Source organism: Amycolatopsis sp. WAC 04169, from assembly GCF_003947535.1.
Taxonomy (GTDB): domain Bacteria; phylum Actinomycetota; class Actinomycetes; order Mycobacteriales; family Pseudonocardiaceae; genus Amycolatopsis; species Amycolatopsis keratiniphila.
In genome coordinates this window covers 211,421-223,863 of sequence record NZ_QHJI01000003.1, presented here as the reverse complement: position 1 = coordinate 223,863, position 12,443 = coordinate 211,421, and the positions used below count along the sequence as shown (strand labels likewise).

Genomic DNA, 12,443 nt, shown 5'->3' with positions numbered 1-12,443 from the left:
CGCATCGCCACCGAACTCAACGAACGCCCCCGCCAAACCCTCAACTGGCACACACCCACCGAAGCCCTCGAAGCACTACTGTTCAACCAACAAACAATGCGTGTTGCAACCACCACGTGAATCCGCCAGGCCTTCACGGACCGGAGCCGGAGCGACCGAAGCCGGACTTCACGGAGGTAGCGCCCGCCCCTCCGCCGAGGTTGCGAAAGTGGCTTTCGCAACGCGCCGCCTGAGGGTCACGCCTCGGCGGCGACCGGTCAGGGCGGCGGGACATCCACGTGAAATGAGCAAGGGACCTTTGCTCCCACCCCCGTGGAAAAGTGCGAGCAAAGGTCCCTCGATCCCCCTGCGGTCCGCGGCTCAGCCGGCCGCGCTGGTCACCACCGCGTCGCCGGTGCCGGTGCGCGCCCGCACCTTCAGCGAGACCTCCGAAGGCGCGCTGTCCGCGACCTCCAGTTCGCTCGACACCGAACCGGTCGTCGACGAGAGGTCGATCTCGGCCTGGACACCGCCGCGGATGGCGACCCGGACCTCACCCGATCCGGTGGTCAGCTCCAGCGTCCCGGAGGCGGCGTCCGCCACCGAGAGGGAGCCGCTGCCGGTGCGCGCCAGGACCTCGCCCGCGACCTCGCCGAGCCAGACGTCACCCGTGCCGGTCGCGACCGTGGCCGAACCGTTCACCGAGGCCGCCTCGACCGAACCGCTGCCGGTGCGCAGTTGCAGGCCCGACAGGGTCGGCCCGAGTTTGATGTCGCCGGTGCCGGTGCGGACGATCGCCGAACCGTCGGCCCGCTCCAGGCCGACCTTGCCGGCGCCGGTCATGATGTCGGCTCGCCCCGCGATACCGGTCACCGTGACGTCGGCCGCCCCGGCCCGCACCTCCAGATGCGAACCGGCGGGCGCCCGGACGGTCACTGCGAGCGGGACGTTTTTCAGCTGCCAGGCCTTCGGCGCCTGGACGACCAGCCGGTTGCCGACCTTCTCGATCCGCGTCTGCGCCACGGCATCACCCACGGAGCCCGGCGACCCCACCGGTGAGCCGCCGAGCTGGTCGCCGAAACGTTCCCCGACCCAGCTGAGCAGGCTCGTCATCCCGTCGACCCACGGCTGCTGTTCGCCGCCGTCCCGGCGGACCTCGGTGTGGACCCCGTTCTCGTCGGTCAGTTCGATGGTCACCCGGCCGATGGCCACGCTCACGTCGACCTCGATGGGGCCTTCGGCCTCGAAGTCCTCGACGCGCACGGTCTCTTCACCGGCGGGAGTGCTTTCCTCGGTCATTTCCGTCCCCCTCAGCCCTGGACCCAGCCGTGCAGGTGCGAACCGGCACCGCCGCCCGGCTTCTGCTTGTGCTGCCAGTGCTCGCTCCCGCTCTTGCCCAGCGCGCCCTGGACGGCCTGCGAGACGAACGTGTTCAGCGAAACCCCCTGCGAGGCGGCCGCGGCTTCGGCCTGGCCCTTGACCTGCTCGAACAGGCGCAGCGTGATGCGGGTGATGTCGCCCGTGTCCACCTTGGGCGCGCGCGGGGTCTCCCGCGGCGGCTCCTGGCGGGGCGCGGACCGCTCGGCGCCCTCCGCGGAGCCGGAGCCGGTGACGACGACGCGCACGTCGCGGCCGTCGAGACGGACGTCGACGACGTGCCCCGGCAGCGCCGAAGTCACTTCGGCGGCGAGGTCGGCGAGGGCGTTCATGATGGTCAGGCGGGCGGCGGGCTCCAGCGCCGACGACAGCAGCGCGGCAGCGCGCCGCGTCTGCTCGTCGCCGGCCGAAGCCGTGTTCGCGAGGTCCTCGCGAAGGCTTGTGATGTACGGCGTCAGATCCATGACACCACTATGACGTCACTTGTGGTGTCAGTCAAGGAAGCCATGACGTCACCGTGATGTCGCCCCGGCGTCAAAGTCGCTTGCGGTTACGCTGCCCGGAGTCGTGGAGCAGGGGTCGAAAAGGAGTGCGAACGTGGCCGAGACCGTGTCACCCAAGGTTCAACTGATCGCGAAGACGGAGTTCTTCCCGCCGTCCGACGTACCGTGGTCGACCGATGCCGACGGTGGTGAGGCGCTGGCCGAATTCGCGGGCCGGGCCTGCTACCAGTCCTGGAAGAAGCCGAACCCGAAGACGGCGACCAACGCGGGCTACCTCGAGCACATCATCGACGTCGGCCACCTTTCGGTGCTGGAGCACGGCTCCGTCAGCTTCTACATCACCGGCATCTCCCGGTCGCTGACGCACGAGCTGATCCGCCACCGCCACTTCTCCTACTCGCAGCTTTCGCAGCGCTACGTGCCGGAGCGCGACGCCGCGTTCGTCGAGCCCGACGTCATCGCGCAGGACCCGGAGCTGCACGCGAAGTTCCTCGCCGCCTCGCAGGCCGCCGTCGACGCCTACACCGAACTGCTCGCCGGGCTGGAGGAGAAGTTCGCCGACGTGCCGAGCGCCACCCTGCGCCGCAAGCAGGCCCGCCAGGCCGCCCGCGCCGTGCTGCCGAACGCGACCGAGACCCGCATCGTGGTCACCGGCAACTACCGCGCCTGGCGGCACTTCATCGCGATGCGCGCCACCGAGCACGCCGACGTCGAGATCCGCGCCCTGGCCATCGAGTGCCTGCGCGAGCTGCAGAAGGCCGCCGGCAACGTCTTCGCGGACTTCACCATCTCCGCGCTGCCCGACGGCACCGAGGTCGCGTCCAGCCCGAAGGTTCTCGAGGGCTGATGCGGCGCCTCGCGATCGACGTCCGGCCCGGCGAGTACGCGGTCGCCCGCCTCGCCCCGGACGCGCCGGTTCCGGCGAATCTGCTCGACCCCGGCGAGCCCGTGCTGATCTCCCTCACGCGGACGCCGGAGGAGCTGTCGGTGATCTGCCCGGCCGGTCTCGCGCCGGCCGGGGCCACCGTCGAGGACGGCTGGCGGCTGCTGTCGGTCCGCGGACCGCTCGCGTTCACGCTGACCGGCATCATCGCGGCGTTGTCGAGCGAGCTCGCCGCCGCCGGCGTGGCGCTGTTCTCGATGTCCACGTTCGACACCGACCACGTGCTGGTCCGTGCCGCCGAACTGGAGCGCGCGGTGAAGGCGCTCCGGGAGGCCGGGCACGAGGTCACGGTCTGATTCACCGGCCGGGCGAAGGAACCTTTCGGGACGCGAACGGGTCCGAGTTAGCATCCTGCGCGAACCGAAGGAGCACCGAACCTTGACCGACGAACAGACCCGTCCGTACGGGCCGCCCCAGCAGACGCAGCAGGCCACCGGCGCGCGGATCGTCGCCGGCCGATACGCCCTGCTGGGCGAGCTCGGCCGCGGCGGGATGGGCATCGTCTGGCGTGCGCAGGATCAGGTGATCGGCCGCCAGGTGGCGATCAAGGAGCTCAAGTTCCCGAACGCCCCCGAGGACGCCTCGGTGCTGTCGGAGCGGATGCTGCGCGAGGTCCGCTCCGGTGGCCGCCTCAACGACCCGGCCGTCGTCACCGTGTACGACGTCGTCACCGAGAACGGCGCCACCTACATCGTGATGGAGCTGGTCGAGGCGCCGACGCTGGCCGATCTGGTGCGCGAACGCGGGCCGCTGCCCGCCCAGCAGGTCGCGCTGGTGGGGGAGCGGGTGCTGTCCGCGCTGCGGGCCGCGCACGCCGCCGGGATCGTGCACCGCGACGTCAAACCCGCGAACATCATGGTCGCGCCGGACGGCCGGGTGAAGCTCACCGACTTCGGCATCGCGCACGCCGCCGACGACCCGCGCCTGACCACCAGCGGCATGATCGTCGGCTCGCCCGCGTTCATGGCGCCGGAACGGGTCGAGGGCCGCGACGCGATGCCCGAATCCGACCTCTGGTCGCTGGGCACGACGCTGTTCTTCGCCGCGGAAGGCATCGTCGCGTTCGAACGGTCGACCACCGCGGCGACCCTGCACGCGATCATGACCGAGGCGCCGTACCTGACCCGGGTCCAGGGCCCGCTGGCCGCCGCGATCCTCGGCCTGCTGGTCACCAAACCCGAGGCGCGGATGTCGTATGACCAGGTGCGCAGCCTGCTCGCGGCCGCGCAGGGTGTGCAGGCCCAGCCGACGCCGCCCTCGGGTGGCACGGCGATGATGCCGCAGTCCGGCCAGCCGATGACCCGGCTCGCCCCGGCCCCGGCGAAGCGCAACCTGCGCCCGCTGTGGCTGAGCCTCGTCGCGGTCGCCGTGATCGGCGCCCTGGTCGGCGGGATCTTCCTCGGCCGCTGGATGGCCGCGCCCGAGGGGAATGCGCAGGCGCAGCCGACGCTGACGTACGGCATCGACGGCCAGGTCAAGCTCGGTTCGTCGGGGGACTGCTACAACGTGCCGCTCAAAGAGGGCATCAACCTGAACGACGGGGTCAGCTGCGACAAGGACCACCTGCTGGAGATCTTCGCCAAGCGGGCCCTGCTCGAAGTCGAGTCCTCCAGCGACGACGACGCGCAGATCGTCGACTATCCAGGAGTGGAAACGGTCAACCGGATCGCCGAGGCGACCTGCTCGGCGACCTTCAACTCGAAGGTCGTGCCCGCGGCGCAGCGGGCCTCGCTGACCTGGCGGGCCCTCGTCCCGACCGAGGCGGAATGGAAGCGGCCGCCCAACGAGGAGGTCCGCGACTATTCGCGGGGCTACTACTGCCTGCTCGCCAAGACCGACGGGAGCCAGATCCCCTCGCAGATCACGACCAAGGTCAAATAGCTCACAGAGAGTTTGCGCCGAGTTCGCCCTCATCGCGGAAAATCTCCCGCATTCGGCGGGAACGACCACGTCGGCAAGGGTTCGGCGCTCGCAGGAGGTACCTTCACAGCATGTCCACTCCACCCACCGCAGCGCCGGGAAGACCGTTCGGGCGCGTGCTCACCGCGATGGCCACCCCCTTCGACGCCGACGGGGCGCTGGACCTGAAGCGAGCCCAGGAGCTGGCCGAACACCTCGTGGAACTGGGCAACGACGGTCTCGTCGTGAACGGCACTACGGGGGAGAGCCCCACCACCACCGACGCCGAGAAGGCCGAGCTGGTCCGCGCCGTCGTCGAGGCCGTCGGCGACCGCGCGACGATCGTCGCCGGGGCGGGCACGAACAACACCGCGCACAGCATCGAGCAGGCGAAGCAGGCCGAAGCGGCAGGCGCCCACGGCATCCTCGTCGTCACGCCGTACTACTCGCGGCCCAGCCAGGCCGGGCTCTACGCGCACTTCACCACGGTCGCCGACGCTTCCGGCCTGCCCGTGATGCTCTACGACATCCCGCCGCGCTCGATCGTGCCCATCGAGGTCGACACGCTGCTGCGGCTCGCCGAGCACCCGCGCATCCTCGCGGTCAAGGACGCCAAGGGCGACCTGATCGCCGGCTCCGAGGTCATCGCGAACTCGCAGCTCGCCTACTACTCCGGTGACGACGGCCTCAACCTGCCGTGGGTCTCGGTCGGCGGCGCGGGTGTGGTCAGCGTGATCGGGCACGTCGTGGCGGGCCGGATCCGCGGCATGATGGACGCCTACGAATCCGGCGACACCTCCACCGCGCGCACCAACCACCGCGGCATGCTGCCGGTCCTGCGGGCGATGTCCCGCGTCGGCGGGGTCGCGTTCTCGAAGGCGGCGCTGAAGCTGCGCGGATTCGACATCGGCGACCCGCGGCTGCCCATCGTGGCCGCGAACGACGAGCAGCTCCAGGCGATTTCCGCGGATCTCGCCCAGGGGGGCGTGCCGCTCGGGGAAAGCGCGGCCAGTGACTGGCATGGTGCACGGGTGGCACAAGCAGATTCAGCGGCGGCCTACACGGCGCCGACCTCACATACCAGCGTAGGGACCATGCCTCGGTGAGTTCATTGCCAACCGGACCCGGACCGACCACCCCACCGCCCGCGCTGCCCGAAGGCGCCTTGCGCGTGGTCGCGCTCGGCGGGATCGGCGAAGTCGGCCGCAACATGACCGTCTTCGAATTCGACGGCCGTCTGCTGATCGTCGACTGCGGGGTTCTCTTCCCCGAGGACGACCAGCCCGGCGTCGACCTGATCCTGCCCGACTTCCGCGCGATCGAAGACCGCCTCGAGGACATCGACGGTCTCGTCCTCACCCACGGGCACGAGGACCACATCGGCGCGGTCCCGTTCCTGCTGCGGCTCGTGCCGGACCTGAAGATCTACGGTTCCCGGTTCACGAACGCGCTGCTCGCGGCCAAGGCCAAGGAGCACCGCCAGCGGCCGAACCTGATCGAGGTCCGCGAGGGCGAGCGGCGCAAGGTCGGCGAGTTCGACCTGGAGTTCTTCGCGGTCAACCACTCGATCCCGGACGCGCTCGCGGTGGCCATCCGCACGCCGGCCGGCGTCGTGCTGCACACCGGCGACATCAAGCTCGACCAGCTCCCGCTCGACGGCAGGCTGACCGACCTCGCCGGGTTCTCCCGGCTCGGCGACGAGGGCGTGGACCTGTTCTGCGTCGACTCGACCAACGCCGAGGTGCCCGGTTTCGTCATGCCGGAACGCGACATCGGCCCGGTGCTCGACGATGTCGTCCGCAAGGTCGGCCAGCGCGTCATCGTGGCCTGTTTCGCGAGCCACGTGCACCGGGTCCAGCAGGTGCTCGACGCCGCCGTGCGGCACGGGCGCCGGGTCGCGTTCGTCGGCCGTTCGATGGTCCGGAACATGGGCATCGCGGCCGAGCTCGGCCTGCTGAACGTGCCCGACGGTCTGCTGGTCAACCTCGACCAGGCCAGTGACCTGCCCGAGGGCAAGGTGCTGTTCGTGTCGACCGGTTCGCAGGGCGAGCCGCTGTCGGCGCTGTCGCGGATGGCGCGCGGCGAGCACCGGCAGATCTCGATCCGCGCCGGCGACACCGTCGTCCTGGCCAGCTCGATGATCCCGGGCAACGAGACCGCGGTCTTCGGGGTCGTCAACGGCCTCACCCGGCTCGGCGCGAACGTCGTGCACCAGGGCAACGCCAAGGTGCACGTGTCCGGGCACGCGTCCGCGGGCGAGCTGCTGTACCTGTACAACGCGGTGCGCCCCAGCAACGTCATGCCGGTGCACGGCGAGTGGAAACACTTGCGCGCCAACGGAGAGCTGGCCGTGCGCACCGGTGTCGCCCCGGAGAACGTGGTGATCGCCGAAGACGGCGTCGTGGTCGACCTCGTCGACGGCAAGGCCACGCGGACCGGCCGGGTCGAGGTCGGGCACGTGTACGTCGACGGCCTCTCGGTCGGTGACGTCGGGGAGTCGACCCTGTCCGACCGGCTCGTGCTCGGCGAGGGCGGGTTCATCGCCATCACCGTCGCCGTGGACACCAGCACCGGCCGCGCGGTGACGCGGCCGACGGTGTCCGGACGCGGGTTCTCCGACGACCCGAAGGCGCTCGACGCCGTGGTCCCGATGGTGGAGATGGAACTCGCCAGGACCGAGGCCGAGGGCATCACCGACACGCACCGCATCGCCCAGGCCGTGCGCCGCGTCGTCGGCCGTTGGGTCGCCGACACCTACCGGCGCCGCCCGATGATCGTGCCGACGGTCATCCCCGTCTAGTCCCGAACGCGCGTGAAGGCCCCCTTCACTCGGCTGAGCCGAGGGAAGGGGGCCTTCACGCGCGAGTGGCGGCAGCGAGCAGCAGCGCGAAGGCGACCGTGATCGCCTGACCGAAGAGGGCGTTGCGTGCTTTGCGCTGTTCCGCACGGGTGGGCCGGTTCATCACGAATTCCCCCGGTTTCGAGTGCTTTCCTTACCCGGCAAGTGTTTCGCGAGCCGCGTCGGCGCACCTCCCGCCTCGGTAGGGTTTCTCTACGCCGAAAGTCGTAGCCTTCCCCTAGGGGGGCTCTCGGCGTACCCTCGGACGCTCCTCGAGCCCCATGCCGGGAGAGCCGATGGGACGCCACGCCACCACCCGGACCCGAAGACGGATACTGGTGCCGCTGCTGGCGCTCGCGCTGGCGGCCGTGCTCGGCGCGGCTATCTGGGTCGCCGTGGCCATGGAGCGATCCGAACCCGACTGCGAGCCCGAGCGGGTGGTCGTCGCGGCGTCGCCCGACATCGCCCCCGCCGTCGAGGGGGCGGCGGGCGCCCTCCAACTCGCGTGTGTCACGTTCGATGTCCAGCCCAGGGAATCGCTCCAGCTGGCGGACGAGCTGGCCGGAACCGCGCCCGAGCCCCAGGTCTGGATCCCGTCGTCGACGCTGTTCTTGAGGCGCGCCAAGGGGGTTCCCGCCTCCGGGCCGTCGATCGCCAGTTCGCCCGTGGTGCTCGCGGTCGCGGAACCGGTCGCGCAGGCGCTCGGCTGGCCGCGCAAGCCGCTGACGTGGCCGGAGGTACTCGGCGGAGCCGGTGTCGTCGCCGGGATGCCGGACCCGGTACGCGATCCCGCCGGTGTTTCCGCGCTGCTGGCGCTCCGAGAGGTCACGAAGGACGCGCCGGATCCCGCCGCCGCGTACGTCGCCCTGCTCCGGAAGTTCTCCGCCACGACAACGGGTGCGACGGTTTTCCCGGCGTCGGAGAACGCGGTGCTGCGGCACAATTCCGCGCTTTCCGAAGGCGAGACCGCGCTGGTGGCCGCGTACTCGCCCGCGGCTCCGGCGCTCGACTACCCGTTCGTCGAGATCGCGGGGGCGACCCCGCGGCAGGCCGAGGCGGTCGCCGGACTGAAACGTGTCCTTCTCTACGGCGCCGCGACCGGCCCGCGGTCCGAACTGCGTGCTCCGGGCGGACAAGCGTTGCGGCTAGCCGAAACCGATCGGCGCGTCGAGTCGCACGGGCAGCGCAGTACCGAGATCCCGGCGGCCGCCGAAGTCGACAAGGCGCTCAGCCAGTGGGCCGGAGTGAACGCGAGCGCCCGGGTCCAGGTGCTGATCGACGTGTCCGGATCGATGAGCGCGCCGGTCCCGGGAACCGGGAAGTCCCGCCTGGCGATCACGCTGGAGGCGGCGGAGAACGCCCTGCACTTGTTCAAACCCACGTCACAGGTCCGTTTCCTGGCTTTCGCGACCAAAGTGGACGGTGAGCGGGACTACCGGGAGATCCTGCCGATGGCGCCGGTCGGGCGGCAGCTGGCGGCGGTCGGCCGGTTGCGCGCCGTCCGCGCCGTGCCGGACGGGCAGACCGGGCTCTACGACAGCGTCCTCGACGTCCAACGGCTGGCGCACAGGGAATTCGAGCGGGGGAAGCTGAACCTCGTCATCGTGATGACCGACGGCCGCAACACCGATCCTGGCGGGATCAGCCGCGAGAACCTGGTGGCCGAGCTGGGAAAGCTGCGTGACCGGGAGCGTCCGGTGCCGTTGATCGCCATCGGGATCGGCCCGGACGCCGACGAGACCGAACTCGGGCAGCTCGTCGCGCCCGCCGGTGGCCAGGCCTTCCTCAGCCGTGATCCCGCGAAGATCGAAGAGGTGTTCTACGGGGCTCTCGGCCGGATCGCCGGCGCTGGATGAAGTAGACGGCGAGGATCACCGCCAGGCTGATCAGGCTCAGGTAGAGCTGGGCCCGCGTGTCGTCGTCCACGAACAACATCGACGCGACCACGGCCAGCGTTCCGGCGAGGGTGAGCCAGCTCAGCCAGGGGTAGCCCCACATGCGGAGTTTCAGCCGTTCCGGCGCTTCGGCCTCCAGGCGGCGCCGCATCCGCAGCTGCGATCCGGCGATGATCGCGTACACGAACAACGCGACCGCGCCGGCGGAGTTGATGATGAAGTAGAAGATCTTGTCCGGGGACACGAAGTTCATCACCACGGCCACGTAACCGACCGAGGTGGACACCAGGATCGCCTTCCATGGAACGCCGCGCCGGTTCGTGTCCGCGATCCACTTCGGCGCCCAGCCGTTGCCGCGCAACGCGAACAGCATCCGGGAAGCCGTGTACAGCCCCGAATTCAGCACCGACAGCACGGCCGTCAGCACCACCGCGCTGACGACGGTCTCGGCGGCGGGGATGCCGAACCGGCCGAACGCGGCGGCGAACGGGCTGGTCGTGGTCGGGATGTCACGCCAGCCGGTGATCATCACCAGCAGGGTCACGGAGCCGACGTAGAACACGATGACCCGCCACACGATCGACGAGGTCGCCTTGCGCACGGCGGTCTCGGGCTCCCGCGATTCGGCGGCGGCGATGGTGACGATCTCCGCGCCGAAGTAGGAGAAGATCACGATCACCACCCCGTGCACCACCGAGAACGGGCCGTTGGCGAGGAAACCGTCCTGCGCGATGTTGCCGACCGAGAACGATCCGCCGGGCCAGGCGCCGAGTACGAACAGGATGCCCACCACCAGGAACACCACGATCGTGGCGATCTTGACCGAAGCGAGCCAGAACTCCGTCTCCCCGAACGAACGGGCGGAGGCGAGGTTCGTCGCGGTCAGCAGCAGCATCAGCACCAGCGAGAAGATCCATTGCGGCACAACGGGAATCCAGGTCTGGAGGATCTTCGCGCCGGCGACGGCCTCGAACGCGACCACGCCGACCCAGAAGTACCAGTACAGCCAGCCGACGGTGAAGCCCGCCCAGCCGCCGAGCGACGTCCGCGCGTACTCCATGAAGGATCCTTGCGACGGCGAGGCGGTCGCCATCTCGCCGAGCATCCGCATCACCAGCACGACGATGAGGCCGCCGATGGCGTAGGAGAGGACGGCCGCCGGGCCGACGGTGTGGATGACCGCGCCGCTGCCGATGAACAGGCTCGCGCCGATGATGCCGCCGAGGGCGATCATCCGGACGTGGCGTTGCCGCAGGTCCGGGCGCAGACCCGGCCGTTCGCGCGTGGTTTCGGAGTCCATGTCGCGGTTACCTCCTGTCGGAGCGGCGGCGGATCGCGGGATTGTCGCACCGTGGGCCGGGGAGGAAAAGTGTTTGCGCAACCCCAGGTGAACCGGCCGATGTGGACTCTGCCAACCTAGGCACCTCCACCGCGCGTTCCGAGGAGCTCTTCGATGCCGCACGCCGTCCTCCGGTTCCTGCCCGCCGTCGCCCTGGCCGCCGTCGTGCTCGCGGGCTGCTCGGACGAGGCGCCCCAGTCACAGACGGCGCCTCCCGGGTCGTCCCCGGTGGCACAGCAGGCCGCCGTTCCGTTCAACGACGCGGATCTCGCCTTCGCGCGGCAGGCCCTCGCGCACCACCAGCAGGGCATGGATCTGGCTTCCCTGGCCGAATCCCGCGCGGCGAACGATCAGCTGAAGGCGCTCGCGAAGCGGATCATCGACACGCACGAACCGGAGATCGCGCGGCTCTCCAAGCTCATCGAGGCGTGGGGGCAGCCCGCGCCGGACGACCCGAACCTCGAACACGTCCAGCGCGACGGATACGTCAGCCCCGGCGACATGGCGCAACTGGCCGGACTGTCCGGAAAGGACTTCGACCGCCAGTTCGTCGCGCGGTTGCTGCGCCAGCGCGAGGCCGGCGTCCGCATCGCCGACACCGAGACCCAGCACGGCCGCAACCCCGACGCCCGCGATCTCGCCGCGACGACTTCGCGTTCGCAGCAGCAGGAGATCGGCGAACTACGGGGCTTCCAGCAGGGTTGAGTCCGTCTGGACCACGTTCGAATTCAGCTGGACGATGTACGCGCCGGTCAGCAGCACCACCGCGCCGGCGGCCTGGATCCAGCTGAGCGCCTCGCCCAGCAACAGCCAGGCCGCGGCGGCGGCGATCAACGGCTCGACCAGCCCGACGACGCTCGCCACCGACGCCGGAAGATGACGCAGCGCCGCCATACCCGTCGCGTAGGCGAGGACGGTCGCGATCAGGACCAGCGCGATCAGCAACGACCACACCGGCGGCTCCCACGGCCCGAACGTCGTCGGCGCGCCGAGGACACCCCACGGGATCGTCCACGGCGGGGCGACCGCGCACACCAGGACCGCGCCGATCGTCATCCCCCAGGTGACCATGCCGAGCGGATCCCGGTCCGCGACGCCGCGCTCGCCGAGGAGGAAGTAACCCGCCGAACAGACGGCCGCGCCGAGCCCGGCGAGCAACCCGAGGACGTCCAGGCTGAGCCCCTCCCAGACCTGGGCGACCAGCACGAGCCCCGTCATCGCCAGCGCGATCCCCGCCCACATCGCCCTCGGCAGCCGCACGCGGCGCACGAACCGCACCCACAGCGCGATCAGCACCGGCGAGGTGAACTCGAGCAGGATCGCGATCCCGACCGGGATCCGGCCCGCCGCCAGGAAGTACATGAGCTGGACGCCCGCGACCCCGAGGGAGCCGTACGCGAGCAGCAGCGGCCACTCGTTCTTCGTGACTTTGAGGAGCTTCGGCCGGAAAACGGCGACCAGGGCGAGCAACACGATCGCCGACAGCCCGATGCGGATCGCCGCGACCTGCTCCGGCGACATCCCGGCCTGCATCGCCGGTTTGCCCAGCACACCCGAGGTGCCGAAGAAGAGCGCGGCGAGCAGGATCAGCGTGATGCCCCGGCCGCGGTGCGCGACGTGCTGGCTGGGGGCGGCGGCGAGTTCGGCGGTCACGGCCGGAGGGTAGAGG

General features: G+C 70.4%; 11 protein-coding genes. 7 read left to right on the top strand and 4 right to left on the bottom strand.

From position 1 onward, the window contains the following. Positions 1–360: 360 nt before the first annotated feature. Entirely contained in the window at positions 361–1,278 is a 918-nt protein-coding gene (locus tag DMC61_RS09220; RefSeq protein WP_125688445.1) for a DUF4097 family beta strand repeat-containing protein, read from the bottom strand. 11 nt (positions 1,279–1,289) lie between these two features. After that, positions 1,290–1,820, bottom strand: coding sequence for a toxin-antitoxin system HicB family antitoxin (locus DMC61_RS09215; RefSeq protein ID WP_125688443.1), 531 nt, complete (start codon positions 1,818–1,820; stop codon positions 1,290–1,292). Between the two features lie 133 nt (positions 1,821–1,953). Here DMC61_RS09215 and thyX point away from each other — a divergent pair, with 133 nt between their 5' ends. From thyX to DMC61_RS09185, 6 genes are all read left to right on the top strand, one after another. Beyond that, positions 1,954–2,706: an FAD-dependent thymidylate synthase gene (gene thyX / locus DMC61_RS09210; RefSeq protein ID WP_125688441.1), complete on the top strand. Its 753-nt coding sequence runs from the start codon at positions 1,954–1,956 to the stop codon at positions 2,704–2,706. Beyond that, on the top strand, positions 2,706–3,098 hold the full coding sequence (locus DMC61_RS09205) for an ACT domain-containing protein (protein ID WP_016332627.1): 393 nt from the start codon (positions 2,706–2,708) through the stop codon (positions 3,096–3,098). The genes thyX and DMC61_RS09205 overlap by 1 nt, the downstream gene beginning before the upstream one ends. Positions 3,099–3,180: 82 nt before the next feature. Further along, on the top strand, positions 3,181–4,683 hold the full coding sequence (locus DMC61_RS09200) for a serine/threonine-protein kinase (RefSeq protein WP_125688439.1): 1,503 nt from the start codon (positions 3,181–3,183) through the stop codon (positions 4,681–4,683). Between the two features lie 110 nt (positions 4,684–4,793). Further along, positions 4,794–5,807, top strand: a complete 1,014-nt coding sequence (gene dapA, locus DMC61_RS09195; RefSeq protein WP_043847989.1) for a 4-hydroxy-tetrahydrodipicolinate synthase — start codon at positions 4,794–4,796, stop codon at positions 5,805–5,807. Further along, entirely contained in the window at positions 5,804–7,501 is a 1,698-nt protein-coding gene (locus DMC61_RS09190) for a ribonuclease J (RefSeq protein WP_043847990.1), read from the top strand. Before dapA ends, DMC61_RS09190 begins: the two co-directional genes overlap by 4 nt. Before the next feature lie 335 nt (positions 7,502–7,836). Beyond that, positions 7,837–9,396: a substrate-binding domain-containing protein gene (locus DMC61_RS09185; protein WP_125688437.1), complete on the top strand. Its 1,560-nt coding sequence runs from the start codon at positions 7,837–7,839 to the stop codon at positions 9,394–9,396. Here DMC61_RS09185 and DMC61_RS09180 read toward each other — a convergent pair. Then, positions 9,326–10,735, bottom strand: a complete 1,410-nt coding sequence (locus tag DMC61_RS09180; RefSeq protein ID WP_125688435.1) for an amino acid permease — start codon at positions 10,733–10,735, stop codon at positions 9,326–9,328. The genes DMC61_RS09185 and DMC61_RS09180 overlap by 71 nt on opposite strands. 153 nt (positions 10,736–10,888) lie before the next feature. Between DMC61_RS09180 and DMC61_RS09175 the strand changes: the two genes are divergently transcribed. Next, positions 10,889–11,479, top strand: a complete 591-nt coding sequence (locus tag DMC61_RS09175; RefSeq protein WP_016332632.1) for a DUF305 domain-containing protein — start codon at positions 10,889–10,891, stop codon at positions 11,477–11,479. Here the strand turns inward: DMC61_RS09175 and DMC61_RS09170 are convergent. Further along, positions 11,456–12,427: a DMT family transporter gene (locus DMC61_RS09170; RefSeq protein WP_125688433.1), complete on the bottom strand. Its 972-nt coding sequence runs from the start codon at positions 12,425–12,427 to the stop codon at positions 11,456–11,458. The genes DMC61_RS09175 and DMC61_RS09170 overlap by 24 nt on opposite strands. Positions 12,428–12,443 lie beyond the last annotated feature (16 nt).